This is a genomic window from Pseudomonas sp. AC083, assembly GCF_979253165.1.
Map to the genome: position 1 here is coordinate 612636 of NZ_CEEDDH010000002.1, position 16060 is coordinate 628695.

The following is a 16060-nucleotide window of genomic DNA, read 5'->3' on the forward strand; positions in this document are numbered from 1 at the left end:
CGCAGGACTCCTAGCGCATCACAAACGGATCAGGCATTGGCGCCTGGGAGAGGTTGATCCACACCGTTTTCAGCTCGGTGTAGGCCAGCACCGAGTCGATGCCGCTTTCGCGTCCATAGCCACTGTTCTTGAAGCCGCCGATCGGCGCCATCGCCGACACTGCGCGGTAAGTGTTGACCCAGATGATCCCCGAGCGCACATCCCGCGCCAGACGATGGGCACGACCGAGGTCACGGGTCCAGATGCCGGCAGCGAGGCCGAACTGCGAGTCGTTGGCGATCGCCAGTGCTTCGGCTTCGTCTTTGAAACGAATCACCGAAGCCACCGGGCCGAAGACTTCTTCCTGCATGATCTTCATCGAATTGCGGTCGCACTCGAACAGCGTCGGCTCGTAGAACCAGCCTTCGCCGAGATCCGCCGGACGCTTGCCACCGGTGCGCAAACGCGCGCCTTCGGCGATCGCATCGGCGACCAAACCTTCGACCACCGCCAGTTGCTGCGCGGTGGCCATCGGACCCATTTCACTGTGGTCTTCCTGTGGGTTGCCGATGCGGATGCGCTGGGCGCGCTCGACCAGACGATTGACGAATTCGTCGTAGATTTCGTCCTGCACCAGCAAGCGCGAACCAGACACGCAACTCTGCCCGGACGCCGCGTAGATGCCGGCAATCGCACCGTTAATTGCACTGTCCAGATCGGCGTCGGCGAAGATGATATTCGGCGACTTGCCGCCCAGCTCCAGCGACAGCTTGGCGAAGTTCTCAGCGCTGCTGCGCACCACGTGCCGCGCCGTGGCCGCGCCGCCGGTGAAGGCGATCTTGCGGATCAGCGGATGACGGGTGAGGGCGGCGCCGGTGCTCGGCCCGTAACCGGTGACGACGTTGACCACACCCGGCGGAATTCCGGCTTCGAGGGCCAGGCGTGCCAGCTCGAGAATGGTCGCCGAGGCGTGCTCGGACGGCTTGATCACAATCGTGTTGCCGGCGGCGAGGGCCGGGGCCAGTTTGATTGCGGTCAGGTACAGCGGGCTGTTCCACGGAATGATCGCGGCGACCACACCCATGGCTTCGTGCACGGTGTAGGCAAACAGGTCAGGCTTGTCCAGCGGCAGGGTGCCGCCTTCAAGCTTGTCAGCGAGGCCTGCGGTGTAGTGGAAAAACTCCGGCAGATAGCTGACCTGGCCACGGGTTTCGCGGATCAGCTTGCCGTTGTCGCGGCTTTCCAGCTGCGCCAGGTGTTCCTTGTTTTCTGCGATCAGATCACCGAGACGGCGCAGCAGTTTACCGCGCGCGGTGGCGGTGAGGCCGCGCCACGCCGGGCTGTCGAAGGCCGTTTGCGCCGCTTGCACGGCGCGTTCGACGTCCGCTTCATCGGCGTCGGGCAGTTCCGCCCAGGCTTGCGCGGAGGCCGGGTTGAGGCTTTTGAAGGTCTTGCCGGAGAGGGCGTCGACCCAGTCTCCGCCGATGCACATCTGGAAGCGTGCGAGTGTCATGCAACGATCCCCTTTATATGGTTTTGTCGGGAGTGTGCGAATTGGAGAAATTCCAGCAGCATCTGGTTGACCAGACGCGGCGACTCTACCGGCATCATATGCCGTTGCTCGGGCAGCACGGCAACCTTCGCAGCGGGGATGCGTCGGGCCAGTTGCTCGGCCATTTCCGGGGTCGAGCCGGGGTCGAGTTCGCCGGTGGCGATCAGCGTCGGCGCCTGAATGCTGCTCAGGTCGTCGGCGCGGTACATGTCCTGGGTGGCGAACAATTCGTAGGTGGTCAGATAGCCCTGCGGATCGTTGTTGGCCAGGGTCTGGCGCAATGCAGCGATCTGCGCCGGGTTGGCTGCCTGATATTCACGGCTGAACCAGCGCGACAACGCCGCTTCGGCATTGGCGTCCGGGCCATGTTCGGCAGCCTGCGCAGTGCGGGCAATCACGCCGGCACGCTGTTCTTCGCTGCGGTTGAACACGCTGTTCAGCACCACCAGGCTTTGCAGGCGCTCCGGGTAGTGCAGGGCGAAGGCCCTCGCGACCAGACCGCCCATGGAGAAACCGATCACCGCTGCCTGGGGCAGATTGAGGTGATCGAGCAGCTCGAGCAACTGATCGGCGTAACCGAGCAGGTCGGTGCCGCTGGCCGGGCGCGGGCTGGCGCCGTGGCCGAGCATGTCGTAGGCGATCACCTGGTACTGGCTGGCGAGGCCGACAATCTGCCCGCCCCACATTTCTTTGTTCAGGCCCACGCCGTGGATCAAGACCACGGGCTGGCCTTGGCCGGTCGCCAGGTAACTGGTGCCAGCCGGGGTGAGTTCAGCGGTGAGCCGAATCATGGAGCGCTCCTGCAATGCCTTTTTATTGTGATTACTGGGCTTTTTCGGCAGCCAGTTCTTCCAGATCGATGTAGCGGTTGCCGATGCGCGGGTGCAGGCGGCCACCGTCGGCGCAACCCAGCACGACGACGATTTCGTCAGCACGCGGCGCGTCTTCGATCTGCATTTCCAGGGTGATGTAGTGCGAACGCAGGCCTTCGTCGTCCTTGTGCATCATCGGGATCTGAATCGACGTGCCCGGACCGCCGCGCTTGTTGGTAAAGCTCAGATAGCTCTTGGCTTTTACCGCTTCGCGATAGTGGTTACCGAAGCGCAGGGTGTGGATCACCGCCGACGCGTGTTCGATCTCGCCATCAGCGCCGACGACCGCCGCTTTACCGTAGGCCTCGATCTTCTCGGCACCGCCGATGATGCCGACCAGGCGTTCGACCATCATTGCGCCGAGGTCGGAGCAGTTGGCGCGGATCTGCGGCTTGAGGTCTTCGACAAAACCATTGCCCACCCACGGGTTCTTCATCACCACGGCGAGGCCGACCATGGTCACCGGCTTGTCAGTAGCCTTGCCGCCTTCAATGAAGGTTTCTTCGACATAGCTGACGATCTTGCGAATTTCGAAACTCATGAGCTGCTCCGTTGGGGGATTGAGAGTGTCTGTGCGTCTGATGGTATACCATAATACCGATCCTGCAAGTCCCTCTGATGAGATTTGCCTCATCACCCCGGCGAATGGTCATGTATTCAAATCCCGCACTCACCACCAACCCCTGTGGGAGCGAGCTTGCTCGCGAAGAGGCCCCTCCAGTCGACATCTTCATTGCCAGACCCGGCGCTTTCGCGAGCAAGCTCGCTCCCACAGGGGAATTCCTTGGTTACAGAGGGCCGCTTTCGGTTAACAAAAGATAACGCGGCGCCGATTGTCAGACATTTGCAAAGCCCGATAGGATGAGCCAGCTTCCGAAGGGGCTCTGGATTGCGGGTTTCAGGACTATGCTTCTGATCTGCCACTAGCCGAGCACCCTTGCGGCGCCCTTGAAGGCCCGATGGCCCAACAATAATAAATAGGGGAAGGTCTATGAGTCGTTGCCGCCCGCCGGCGTTACGCAACACCGCGTTGCTGGCCACAGCACTCTCGCTGCTGGGCTTTGCCACGTTATCGGCACCTGTGATTGCCGCCGAGGCCCCGGCTGACGTGGTTTATGCCACCGAATCGGCCAAGGCCGCAAAAAGCCTGATTCTTGATGTCGTCCACGCTGGCGCGCGTCTGGTCGCGGTCGGCGATCGCGGGCACATCGTCTATTCCGATGACCAGGGCAAAACCTGGACCCAGGCCAAGGTGCCGACCCGGCAACTGCTCACTGCCGTGTATTTCGTCGACGACAAAAACGGTTGGGCCGTGGGCCACGACGCGCAGATTCTCGCCAGTGCAGACGGCGGTCTGACCTGGACCAAGCAATTCGAAGACCTCAAACGTGAATCGCCGCTGCTCGACGTCTGGTTCAAGGACGCCAGCAGCGGTTTTGCCGTGGGCGCCTACGGCACGCTGCTGGAAACCACCGACGGCGGCAAAAACTGGGAAGACGTCAGCGACCGCCTCGACAATGAAGACCAGTTCCACCTCAACGCCATCGCCGCCGTGAAAGACGCCGGGCTGTTCATCGTCGGCGAGTCCGGCAGCATGTTTCGCTCCGCCGATGACGGCCAGACCTGGGAAAAACTCGAAGGCCCGTACGAAGGTTCGCTGTTCGGCGTGATCGGCACGGCGCAGCCGCAGACCCTGCTGGCTTACGGCTTGCGCGGCAACCTTTATCGCTCCACTGATTTCGGCAGCAACTGGGAGCAGGTCGAACTCAAAGCCGCTCGCGGTGCGCTGGAGTTCGGTCTGTCCGGCGGCACGCTGCTCGAAGACGGCTCGATCGTCATCGTCGGTAACGGTGGTTCGGTGATCAGCAGCAGTGACAACGGCGAAACCTTCAGCGTGTTCAACCGCCCGGATCGCATTTCGCTGTCGTCGGTCACCGCCGCCGGCAACGGCAACCTGATTCTGACCGGGCAGGGTGGCTTGCACATCACCCAGCCAAACGGTGCCGAGACCAATAACAAGAAGGCGGGGCTATGACTTCCTTGATCACTCCTCAGCAGGAAAAGGCGACGGTTCTCGAGCGCCTGATCTTCAACAACCGTCCGGCCGTGATCCTGATCTGCCTGGTGGTGAGCATTTTCCTGTTCTGGCAGGCTACGCTGATTCGGCCGTCGACCAGTTTTGAAAAAATGATCCCGCTGCAGCATCCCTTCATCGAAAAGATGATGGAGCACCGCAACGATCTGGCGAACCTCGGCAACACCGTGCGTATTTCGGTGGAGGCCACCGACGGCGACATCTTCTCCAAGGAGTACATGGAGACCCTGCGCCAGATCAACGACGAAGTGTTCTACATTTCCGGCGTCGACCGTTCCGGCCTCAAATCGCTGTGGAGCCCGAGCGTACGCTGGACCGAAGTGACCGAAGAGGGTTTCGCCGGCGGTGAAGTGATTCCGCAGAGCTACAATGGCTCGCAGGACAGCCTCGATCTGCTGCGCAACAACGTGCTCAAGTCCGGCCAGGTCGGGCGTCTGGTGGCCAACGACTTCAAGTCGAGCATCGTCGACATCCCGCTGCTGGAGGCCTATCCGGACCCGCAGGATCAGGGCAAGTTGCTGGCGCTGGACTATCGCCAGTTCTCCCATGAGCTCGAAGACAAGATCCGCAACAAGTTCGAAGCGCAGAACCCCAACATCAAGATCCACATCGTCGGTTTCGCCAAGAAAGTCGGTGACCTGATCGACGGTCTGGTGATGGTGGTGCTGTTCTTCGGTGTCGCCTTCGTCATCACCCTGATTCTGCTGCTGTGGTTCACCAACTGCCTGCGCAGCACCATCGCGGTGTTGAGTACGACGCTGGTGGCGGTGGTCTGGCAACTCGGGTTGATGCACTTCTTCGGCTTCGGCCTCGACCCGTATTCGATGCTGGTGCCGTTCCTGATTTTCGCCATCGGCATTTCCCACGGCGTGCAGAAGATCAACGGTATCGCCCTGCAATCCAGCGAGGCAGATAACGCCCTGACCGCTGCACGGCGCACCTTCCGCCAGTTGTTCCTGCCGGGGATGATCGCGATTCTGGCCGATGCGGTGGGCTTCATCACCCTGCTGATCATCGACATCGGGGTGATCCGTGAACTGGCCATCGGCGCGTCCATTGGTGTTGCGGTGATCGTGTTCACCAACCTGATCCTGCTGCCGGTGGCGATTTCCTATGTCGGCATCAGCAAGCGCGCGATTGCCAAGAGCAAGAAAGATGCGAACCGCGAACACCCGTTCTGGCGCCTGCTGTCGAACTTCGCCAGCCCGAAAGTCGCACCGATTTCGGTAGCCTTGGCTCTGATCGCCTTCGGTGGCGGCCTCTGGTACAGCCAGAACCTGAAGATCGGCGACCTCGACCAGGGCGCGCCGGAACTGCGTCCGGACTCGCGCTACAACAAGGACAACAACTTCATTATCAGCAATTACTCGACCAGCTCCGACGTGCTGGTGGTGATGGTCAAGACCAAGGCCGAAGGCTGCTCGCGCTACGAAGCCATGGCGCCGATCGATCAGCTGATGTGGAAGATGCAGAACACCGAGGGCGTGCAGTCGGCGATCTCGCTGGTGACCGTGTCCAAGCAGATGATCAAGGGCATGAACGAGGGCAACCTGAAATGGGAAACCCTGTCGCGCAACCCGGACGTACTGAACAACTCGATCGCCCGCGCCGATGGCCTGTACAACAACAGCTGCTCGCTGGCGCCAGTGCTGGTGTTCCTCAACGATCACAAAGCTGAGACCCTTGATCGTGCGGTGAACGCGGTGCAGGAGTTCGCCAAGGAAAACAACAAGGACGGCCTGGAATTCATCCTCGCCGCCGGTAACGCCGGGATCGAAGCGGCCACCAACGAAGTCATCAAACAGGCCGAGTTGACCATCCTGATTCTGGTGTACATCTGCGTGGCAGTGATGTGCATGATCACCTTCCGCTCATGGGCAGCGACCCTGTGCATCGTCCTGCCGCTGGTGCTCACCTCGGTGCTCGGCAACGCGCTGATGGCGTTCATGGGCATCGGCGTGAAAGTCGCGACGCTGCCAGTGGTGGCGTTGGGCGTGGGGATTGGCGTGGATTACGGCATCTACATCTACAGCCGCCTCGAGAGTTTCCTGCGTGCCGGGCTGCCGTTGCAGGAAGCCTATTACCAGACCCTGAAGTCGACCGGTAAAGCGGTGCTGTTCACCGGCCTGTGCCTGGCGATCGGCGTATGCACCTGGATCTTCTCGGCGATCAAGTTCCAGGCCGACATGGGCCTGATGCTGACCTTCATGCTGCTGTGGAACATGTTCGGTGCGCTGTGGCTGCTGCCAGCGCTGGCGAAGTTCCTGATCAAGCCTGAAAAGCTGGCAGGGCAGAAGGGCAATTCGCTGTTTGCTCACTGATCTGACAGGCTGAAACGACAAAGCCGCAACCTTGAGGGGTTGCGGCTTTTTTTGTGGATCAAGATCAAAAGATCGCAGCCTTCGGCAGCTCCTACAGGGGAACGCATTCCAAGGTAGGAGCTGCCGAAGGCTGCGATCTTTTGACTTTGCTCTAAGTGAGCTCAGCACCCAGCACCACACTCAACGCACTGCGCGCATCATCCAGCTGCACCAGCGTCGCATGCCTTGCACCCAGCGCATCGCGATTTTCAATGGCAGTCAGAATCGCCTTATGCCTCGGCAGCGCCAGTTCATGCAGATTCGGCCGTTGATTGGAATGCTTCAACGCCTCGGCAATCGCTACCGCCAACATGTTGCACAGGTTCGCCAGCAGGTCGTTGTGCGTCGCATCGGCGATGCGGCTGTGGAAGTCCAGGTCCGGCTGCAACAGCGCTTCCGGGGTCGGCGCGGCTTCCATGCGTTGGTAGGCTTCGTTGATCGCGGCGATGTCGGCATCGGTTGCATGCTGAGCGGCGAGGGCGGCGGCTGCCGGCTCGATGATGCTGCGCACGCTGGTCAGCACGTTGAAGAATTCATTCTGCGGGCTGCTTTGCATCAGCCAGTGCAGCACGTCCGGGTCGAGCATGTGCCATTCGCGCCGGGCCTTGACCACGGTGCCGACGCGCGGTTTGGAATACACCAGCCCCTTGGCCACCAGCACTCGAGTCGCTTCGCGCAACACCGGCCGACTGACCGCGTACTCCTCGCAAAGCAGGGCTTCGGCGGGCAGTTTGTCGTCGGGCAAAAAGCGTCCGGAGACGATCTGCATGCCCAGTTCCTGGACGATGCGCGAATGCATGCTTTTACGGTCGGAAGGTTTGCGGTAATCCATGGGGAGTGGCGCGATCCTGAGCGATGGAGATGCCGCGCATCATAGCAGGCACGGCACAATCTTGAGGTAGGCAATGATCGTTCCCACGCTCTGCGTGGGAATGCCTCAAGGGACGCTCCGCGTTCCAGCTCTGAAAGGGACGCGGAGCGTCCCGGGCTGCATTCCCACGCGGAGCGTAGGAACGATCAGTGGGGTGTTAATGGGAGTGACGCGGAACCTCGGCACCTCGGCAGCCCACCAGGAAGTCAAAGTCGCAACCCTGATCCGCCTGCAGCACGTGGTCGATGTACAGCTGACGATAACCGCCCACCAACAACTGCTGCGGCGCTTGCAGATCGGCCATGCGCGCGGCCAGTTCTGCATCCGGAATGTCCAGATGCAGACGGCCGCTGGCGCAATCGAGTTCGATCCAGTCACCTTCCTGCACCGCCGCCAAAGGCCCGCCCGCAGCAGCTTCCGGGGCGACATGCAGAACCACCGTGCCGTATGCCGTGCCGCTCATGCGTGCGTCAGAAATGCGCACCATATCGGTCACGCCTTCTGCCAGCAGCTTGGCCGGCAGGCCCATGTTGCCGACTTCGGCCATGCCCGGATAACCCTTCGGCCCGCAGTTCTTCATGACCAGAATCGAATCCTTATCGACGTCCAGCTCCGGATCGTTGATCCGCGCCTTGTACATGTCGAAATTCTCGAACACCACCGCGCGGCCGCGATGCTGCATCAGTTCAGCAGTGGCGGCGGACGGCTTGAGCACCGCGCCCAACGGCGCCAGATTGCCGCGCAACACACAGATGCCACCGTCAGCGCGAATCGGATTGTCGAGGGTGCGGATCACTTGGTCTTCGCCGTAGATCGGCGCGTCCTTGGTGTTCTCGCCGATGGACTTGCCGTTGACGGTCAGTGCGTTCGGGTTGGGGATCAGATTGGCTTCACCGAGGCGACGCAGTACCGCTGGCAAACCACCGGCGTAGTAGAACTCTTCCATCAGGAAACGCCCGGACGGTTGTAGGTCGACGATGGTCGGCATGCCGCGACCGATGCGCGTCCAGTCGTCCAGGTCGAGCTCGACGCCGATGCGCCCGGCGATGGCTTTCAAGTGGATCACGGCATTGGTCGAACCGCCGATGGCAGCGTTGACACGAATAGCGTTTTCGAAGGCTTCCTTGGTGAGGATCTTCGACAGTTTCAAATCTTCGCGAACCATCTCCACCGCACGCATGCCGGACATGTGCGCCAGCACATAACGCCGTGCATCCACTGCCGGGATCGCCGCGTTGTGCGGCAGCGAAGTGCCCAGCGCTTCAGCCATGCAGGCCATGGTCGACGCGGTGCCCATGGTGTTGCAGGTGCCCGCCGAACGCGACATGCCGCCCTCGGCTGCGAGGAAGTCGTCGATGGTGATGGTGCCGGCCTTGACCTGTTCGCTGAGCTGCCAGACTACGGTGCCGGAACCGATGTCCTTGCCCTTGTGCTTGCCGTTGAGCATCGGGCCGCCGGTGACGACGATGGCCGGCACGTCGCAACTGGCCGCGCCCATCAGCAGTGCTGGAGTGGTTTTGTCGCAACCGGTGAGCAGCACGACGCCGTCGATCGGGTTGCCGCGAATCGCTTCTTCAACGTCCATGCTCGCCAGGTTGCGGGTGAGCATGGCGGTCGGGCGCAGGTTCGATTCGCCGTTGGAGAACACCGGAAACTCCACCGGAAAACCACCGGCCTCGATCACCCCGCGTTTTACGTGCTCCGCGATCTGGCGGAAGTGCGCGTTGCACGGGGTCAGTTCCGACCAGGTATTGCAGATGCCGATGATCGGCTTGCCGTGGAACTGATGGTCGGCGATGCCCTGATTCTTCATCCAGCTGCGGTACATGAAGCCGTTCTTGTCGGCCGTGCCAAACCATTGGGCGGAACGCAGGGTGGGTTTCTTATCAGACATGATCGATTCTCTTATTGTAAGACTATTGTTTGCGAGCTGACGCTTAATCTAAGCTCAAAATCCGCGCTTTGGAAGTGTTGTTGGGTAATTAGTATTACTATATAGTCGTTTTCGACGGAGGGATGGCCCTGGCTGTTTTGGCGAGAGGCGTCCCCCGAGGTTCTATAAAAACAACAATCGGAGACCGATCTCATGAGCCAGGAATTGCGGCTTGTCCGGCGCATCACACTGAAACTGATTCCCTTCCTGATCCTGCTGTACCTGATCGCCTATGTGGATCGCTCCGCCGTCGGCTTTGCCAAGCTGCACATGGGCGCCGACATCGGTATCGGCGATGCCGCCTACGGCCTCGGTGCCGGGCTGTTTTTCATCGGCTACTTTCTTCTAGAGATTCCCAGCAACCTGATGCTCGAACGCTTCGGCGCGCGGCGCTGGTTCGCGCGGATCATGATCACCTGGGGCGCGATCACGATCGGCATGGCCTTCGTGCAAGGACCGCACAGCTTCTATGTGATGCGCTTTCTGCTCGGCGCGGCCGAGGCGGGCTTCTTCCCTGGCGTGCTGTACTACATCACCCAATGGTTCCCGGTGCGCCATCGCGGCAAGATCCTCGGCCTGTTCATCCTCTCGCAACCGATCGCGATGATGATCACCGGTCCCGTGTCCGGTGGCTTACTGGGCATGGACGGCATCCTTGGTCTGCATGGCTGGCAGTGGCTGTTCATCGTCATCGGCACCCCGGCGATCCTGCTGACCTGGCCGGTCCTGCGCTGGCTGCCGGACGGCCCGCAGCAAGTGAAGTGGATGGATCAGGCGGAAAAAGACTGGCTGACCGGCGAACTGAAAAAGGATTTGCAGGAATACGGCCAGACCCGTCACGGCAATCCGCTGCATGCGCTGAAAGACAAACGTGTGTTGCTGCTGGCGCTGTTCTATCTGCCAGTGACCCTGAGCATTTATGGCCTCGGCCTGTGGCTGCCGACACTGATCAAACAGTTCGGCGGCAGCGATCTGGTCACCGGGTTCGTCTCGTCGGTGCCATACATTTTCGGGATCATCGGCCTGCTGATCATTCCGCGCAGCTCCGACCGCTTGAATGATCGCTACGGCCACTTGGCGGTGCTCTATGTGCTCGGTGCGCTGGGCCTGTTCCTCAGTGCCTGGCTGTCGCTGCCGGTGGCGCAACTGGCGGCGCTGTGTCTGGTGGCGTTCGCGTTGTTCTCGTGCACCGCGGTGTTCTGGACCTTGCCAGGGCGCTTCTTTGCCGGCGCGAGCGCCGCGGCGGGGATTGCCTTGATCAACTCGGTCGGCAACCTCGGCGGTTACATCGGGCCGTTCGTGATCGGCGCGTTGAAGGAATACACCGGCAATCTGGCGTCCGGACTCTACTTCCTCTCGGGCGTGATGGTCTTCGGGCTGATTCTGACCGGCATCGTTTATCGCGTGCTGGAGCGCAAGCATGTGCTGCCCGTCGACCAGTTCGCCGCCAGCGCCCGTGGCGCGACCCGAACCTGACTGACCAACACTGGCCCCTGTGGGAGCGAGCCTGCTCGCGAAGAGGCCATCACATTCAACACTGCTGGTGACTGGTACACCGCTTTCGCGAGCAGGCTCGCTCCCACAGGGGATAGCGGCGTTTTTGATGGAACAGGAGAAAATCATGCATCTGGTTCAATTCGAATTACCCAACGGCGAGCGCCGTGTCGGCGTGGTCGACAACGGTCAGGTCCGCGAAGTCGAGGACGCCCGCAGTGTCCGTGATCTGGCCCTGGCCGCAATCGAGGCCGGCAGCTCGCTTGAGCAGCAAGTGCAAAGCCTCGGCCTCGGCGCGAGCCACGACTATGCGCAGTTGCTCAAAGACCTGCGCATCCTGCCGCCACTGGATCACCCGGACCCGGCGCACATGCTGATCAGCGGTACCGGTCTGACGCACCTGGGCAGCGCTTCGGCGCGGGACAAGATGCACCAGCAGGCCGGCGATGAAGCGGCGATGACCGACACCATGCGCATTTTCAAATGGGGCGTGGAGGGTGGCAAACCGGCGGCGGGGCAGGCCGGTGTGCAACCAGAGTGGTTCTACAAGGGCGACGGCAGCATTGTCGTGCGTCCGGGGCAGCCGTTCCCGCTGCCGCCGTTCGCCGAAGACGCCGGCGAAGAGCCCGAGATGGCCGGCCTGTATGTCATCGGCAACGATGGCAAGCCGTATCGCCTCGGTTTCGCCGTCGGAAACGAGTTCTCCGACCACGTCATGGAACGCAAGAATTACCTGTACCTGGCGCACTCGAAATTGCGCAGTTGCAGTTATGGCCCGGAACTTCGTACCGGTGAATTGCCTCAACACCTTGCCGGCACCAGCCGAATCCTGCGTGACGGCGAAGTGCTCTGGCAGAACGAGTTCCTCAGCGGCGAGGCCAACATGTGCCACAGCCTGGCGAACCTTGAGTACCACCACTTCAAATACAGTCAGTTCCTGCGTCCGGGCGATGTGCATATTCACTTTTTCGGCACTGCGACCCTGTCGTTTGCCGACGGCATCCGCACCCAGCCGGGCGACACGTTCGAGATCAGCCAGGCCGACTTCGGCTCACCGCTGGTCAACGGTATCGCACCGGTTCAGGCGGCTTTTGAACCGGACAGCATCGGCACCCTTTAAGGAGATCCCATGACTCAGATTCTCGGTCACAACTACATCGGCGGTCAGCGCAGCGCCGCCGGCAGCGTCAAACTGCACTCGGTCGACGCCAGCACTGGCGAGGCCCTGCCGCACGATTTCATCCAGGCCACGGCCGAAGAAGTCGACGCCGCCGCCAAGGCCGCCGCTGCGGCTTACCCGACCTATCGCAGCCTCAGCGCCGAACGTCGCGCGCAGTTCCTCGACGCGGTCGCCGATGAGCTGGATGCGCTTGGCGACGATTTCGTCGCCGTGGTCTGCCGCGAAACCGCGCTGCCGGCCGGACGCATTCAGGGCGAGCGTGGTCGCACCAGCGGGCAGATGCGTCTGTTCGCCAAAGTTCTGCGTCGCGGTGATTTCTACGGCGCACGCATCGATCTGGCATTGCCGGATCGCCAGCCGCTGCCACGTCCGGATCTGCGTCAGTACCGCATCGGCCTCGGCCCGGTCGCCGTGTTTGGTGCGAGCAACTTCCCGCTGGCGTTCTCCACTGCCGGTGGCGATACCGCAGCAGCACTGGCCGCCGGTTGCCCGGTGGTGTTCAAGGCCCACAGCGGCCACATGGCCACCGCTGAACTGGTCGCCGACGCGATCATTCGTGCCGCAGAAAAAACCGGTATGCCCGCTGGCGTGTTCAACATGATCTACGGTGGCGGCGTCGGTGAATGGCTGGTCAAGCATCCGGCAATTCAGGCCGTTGGTTTCACCGGCTCGCTGAAGGGCGGTCGCGCCCTGTGCGACATGGCAGCCGCACGTCCGCAACCGATCCCGGTGTTTGCCGAGATGTCGAGCATCAACCCGGTGATCGTGCTGCCGCAGGCACTGGCTACGCGTTCGGAAACCGTCGCGCGCGACCTCACCGCTTCGGTGGTTCAGGGTTGCGGTCAGTTCTGCACCAACCCGGGTCTGGTCATCGGTATTCGCTCGCCGCAATTCAGCGCGTTTGTCCAACAAGTCGCCGCTGCGATCGGTGATCAACCGGCGCAAACCATGCTCAACGCCGGCACCCTCGGCAGCTATGGCAAAGGCCTGGAAAAACTCCTGGCGCACAGCGGCATCGAGCATCTGGCCGGCAATCCGCAGCAGGGCAATCAGGCGCAGCCGCAGTTGTTCAAGGCCGATGTCAGCCTGTTGATCAACGGCGATGAAGTGCTGCAGGAAGAAGTGTTCGGTCCGACCACAGTGATCGTCGAAGTGGCCGATCAGGCACAACTGAGCGCAGCGCTGCACGGCCTGCACGGTCAATTGACCGCGACGATCATCGGCGAGCCGTCTGATTTCGAGCAATTCGCCGAACTGACGCCGCTGCTGGAACAGAAAGTCGGGCGCATCCTGCTCAACGGTTATCCGACCGGTGTCGAAGTGTGCGATTCGATGGTGCACGGCGGGCCGTACCCGGCGACGTCCGATGCGCGCGGCACGTCGGTGGGCACGCTGGCGATCGATCGCTTCCTGCGCCCGGTGTGCTTCCAGAACTACCCGGACAGCTTGCTGCCCGAGCCGCTGAAAAACGCCAACCTGCTGCGGATTCAGCGTTTGGTGGATGGCAAGCCATCGCGTGAGGCGATCTAAAGCCAAGCCGATGTCCCCTGTGGGAGCGAGCCTGCTCGCGAACGCGGAATATCAGCCAGTTATTTGTTAGCTGGCACACCGTCTTCGCGAGCAGGCTCGCTCCCACAGGGGTTCCAGCAGGGGCCTCTGGATCACATTGGGCTATCATTGGCCCTTTCCCCCTAGAAAGACTGTTTGCCATGACTGCCCAAACCCTTCTCAACGCCCTCGAACACTGCGGTATGGTCGAAATCGATGGCCTGCACGCCTTCGAATTCGCCCTCGACGAGGATGATAACCTGCACATCGAATGCATCGATGGCCGTGAAGCCAAACACTGGGAATTCACCCCGGCGCAGGTCGCGCAAGCGACGTTCGATGAGACGCTGCAGAGCTGGCTGATCACCGGTTACGCCAGCGACACCAAGACCACGGGCGAGCATCGTCTGGTGTGCCTCGGCGACGTAGTCAGCAGCAGCGACGATGAGGATGACAATAATGAAAATGCGTAACTTCTGGCCATTGCTGATGGCCGGCAGCGTCGGCGCTATGGGGCTTTCCAGCGCCTCTGCCGACACCTTGCAGTTGCTGGTCGGCTCATACACCGCCGGTTCCAGCCAGGGCATCTACCGCATGCAGTTTGACAGCGCCACCGGCCAGATCGACGCCAAGCCACTGCAAGTGGTCAAGACCGAAAACCCTTCGTGGCTGACCCTCTCGAAAGACCAGAAACGCCTGTTCGTGGTCAATGAAAACGGTCCGGGCCAGACTGACCCGGTCGGCCGCGTCAGCAGCTTCGCCATCGACCCGAAGACCCATGCGCTGAGCCTGATCAACCAAGTGCAGAGCCTCGGTAACGAGCCGACCCATTCCAGCCTCAGCGCTGATGCCAGACACCTGTTCGTCAGCAACTACTCGGTGATGGAAGATCCGGGCGGCACCCTGGCGGTATTGCCGGTCGATGCCGACGGCCAGCTGAAACCGGTGGTGCAGATGAGTGGGCACCCGGCCAGTCGGGTCAATCCTGAGCGCCAGGCCTCGAATCACGTGCACTCGACGGTGTCTTCGCCGGACGGGCGCTATGTGTTCTCCAATGATTTGGGCGCGGACAAGGTTTTCATCTATCAATACGACCCGAAGGCCAATCCACACCTGCCGCTGACCCCGGCAAAAACCGCCTCGGTAGCTTTGCCGGCCGGCAGTGGCCCCCGCCATTTGCTGTTCAGCGCTGATGGCAAACACGCCTGGCTGACCATGGAGATGAGCGCGCAGGTTGCGGTGTTCGACTACAACGACGGCGTACTGACCCAGACGCAACTGGTCGATCTCGCGGCGGGCCAGCCAACCTCGGACAAGGCCGGCGCGGCGCTGCATGCTTCGGCTGACGGCAAGTTTCTCTACGTGAGCAATCGCGGCACGGCCAATCAGCTCGTAGTGTTCGGCATTGATCCTGCGACCGGTCAGCTCAAAGAGCTGCAAAAGCGCTCGGTCGAGGGTGATCACCCGCGCGAGTTTGCCCTCGATCCGAGCGGTAAATTCGTCTTGATTGCCAACCAGAAGAGCAACCAGATTGTCGTCGTCGAACGCGATGCCAAGACCGGTCTGCTGGGCAAAACCGTGCAAAAACTGCCGATGGACGCGCCAAGCGATCTGAAATTCCTGGTGCGACAATAAGCCACAGGCCCCGGTCTGCGGGGCCTGTATCGTTGTATTAATTGCACTGATATCGGCTAATGCTACAAAAGATTTCAAGCGAGCAACCCTTTAGCGTTACGTTTGTTTCACAGCCCGACCGGGCAAACCAAGCAAACGAACACGAGGGTTACCGCCATGAACTTCAATCTCTTCTCCGTCATCGCCGCTTCCGCCATTTCTGCCACCGTGGTATTGCCAGCCGGTGCCAACGTCGAAATCGCCAGCAAAAAATCCCACACCCAGAGCTACACCCAGAAATACCTGCAACAAAGCGCCAACTTCTACGCCGCGCTGGATCACAAAACCCAAGCCTGAGCGCACCGTTCTCCTGTAGGAGCTGCCGAAGGCTGCGATCTCTTGATCTTCATCGTCAAAAGATCGCAGCCTTCGGCAGCTCCTACGCGCGCGCGTAACCTGATCGTTCCCACGCTCTGCGTGGGAACGCAGCCCGGGACGCTCTGCGTCCCATTGGAACGCGGAGCGTCCCTTGAGGCATTCCCACGCGGAGCGTGGGAACGAT

General features: G+C 61.3%; 13 protein-coding genes. 8 read left to right on the forward strand and 5 right to left on the reverse strand.

The genetic code is table 11. The annotated features are described in order from the left end of the window. Positions 1-10: 10 nt before the first annotated feature. From AC0IXA_RS05990 to AC0IXA_RS06000, 3 genes are read right to left on the reverse strand one after another with little or no spacing between them, the layout of a single operon-like run. Positions 11-1492, reverse strand: a complete 1482-nt coding sequence (locus AC0IXA_RS05990) for an aldehyde dehydrogenase (RefSeq protein WP_471812175.1) — start codon at positions 1490-1492, stop codon at positions 11-13. Next, positions 1489-2322, reverse strand: coding sequence for an alpha/beta fold hydrolase (locus tag AC0IXA_RS05995; protein ID WP_130927338.1), 834 nt, complete (start codon positions 2320-2322; stop codon positions 1489-1491). The genes AC0IXA_RS05990 and AC0IXA_RS05995 overlap by 4 nt, the downstream gene beginning before the upstream one ends. Before the next feature lie 31 nt (positions 2323-2353). Then, positions 2354-2944 (reverse strand): amino acid synthesis family protein, encoded by a 591-nt coding sequence (locus tag AC0IXA_RS06000; RefSeq protein WP_007968626.1) that lies wholly within the window; start codon positions 2942-2944, stop codon positions 2354-2356. A 450-nt stretch (positions 2945-3394) separates the two neighbouring features. On the opposite strand from AC0IXA_RS06000, the gene AC0IXA_RS06005 reads away from it, so the two are divergent. Further along, positions 3395-4438, forward strand: a complete 1044-nt coding sequence (locus tag AC0IXA_RS06005; protein ID WP_471812178.1) for a WD40/YVTN/BNR-like repeat-containing protein — start codon at positions 3395-3397, stop codon at positions 4436-4438. After that, positions 4435-6819, forward strand: coding sequence for an efflux RND transporter permease subunit (locus AC0IXA_RS06010; RefSeq protein WP_024013186.1), 2385 nt, complete (start codon positions 4435-4437; stop codon positions 6817-6819). The genes AC0IXA_RS06005 and AC0IXA_RS06010 overlap by 4 nt, the downstream gene beginning before the upstream one ends. 151 nt (positions 6820-6970) lie before the next feature. Here the strand turns inward: AC0IXA_RS06010 and AC0IXA_RS06015 are convergent, their stop codons facing one another. Next, positions 6971-7690 carry a FadR/GntR family transcriptional regulator gene (locus tag AC0IXA_RS06015; RefSeq protein WP_016775009.1) on the reverse strand — a complete coding sequence of 240 codons (720 nt, stop codon included), beginning with the start codon at positions 7688-7690 and terminating at the stop codon, positions 6971-6973. 196 nt (positions 7691-7886) lie between these two features. Then, entirely contained in the window at positions 7887-9623 is a 1737-nt protein-coding gene (locus AC0IXA_RS06020) for an IlvD/Edd family dehydratase (RefSeq protein WP_415762240.1), read from the reverse strand. Between the two features lie 192 nt (positions 9624-9815). On the opposite strand from AC0IXA_RS06020, the gene AC0IXA_RS06025 reads away from it, so the two are divergent. From AC0IXA_RS06025 to AC0IXA_RS06050, 6 genes are all read left to right on the forward strand, one after another. Further along, positions 9816-11138: an MFS transporter gene (locus tag AC0IXA_RS06025; RefSeq protein ID WP_024013183.1), complete on the forward strand. Its 1323-nt coding sequence runs from the start codon at positions 9816-9818 to the stop codon at positions 11136-11138. A 145-nt stretch (positions 11139-11283) separates the two neighbouring features. Continuing rightward, on the forward strand, positions 11284-12276 hold the full coding sequence (gene araD1, locus AC0IXA_RS06030) for an AraD1 family protein (RefSeq protein WP_471812181.1): 993 nt from the start codon (positions 11284-11286) through the stop codon (positions 12274-12276). Positions 12277-12285: 9 nt separating this feature from the next. Further along, positions 12286-13866, forward strand: a complete 1581-nt coding sequence (locus AC0IXA_RS06035) for an aldehyde dehydrogenase (NADP(+)) (protein ID WP_471812183.1) — start codon at positions 12286-12288, stop codon at positions 13864-13866. Positions 13867-14045: 179 nt separating this feature from the next. Beyond that, a complete protein-coding gene (locus tag AC0IXA_RS06040; protein WP_122507909.1) occupies positions 14046-14357 on the forward strand; it encodes a DUF5629 family protein in 312 nt (103 codons plus the stop codon). Then, positions 14344-15519, forward strand: a complete 1176-nt coding sequence (locus AC0IXA_RS06045; protein WP_130888536.1) for a lactonase family protein — start codon at positions 14344-14346, stop codon at positions 15517-15519. The genes AC0IXA_RS06040 and AC0IXA_RS06045 overlap by 14 nt, the downstream gene beginning before the upstream one ends. 156 nt (positions 15520-15675) lie before the next feature. Further along, positions 15676-15855 (forward strand): hypothetical protein, encoded by a 180-nt coding sequence (locus AC0IXA_RS06050; RefSeq protein ID WP_016775003.1) that lies wholly within the window; start codon positions 15676-15678, stop codon positions 15853-15855. Positions 15856-16060 lie beyond the last annotated feature (205 nt).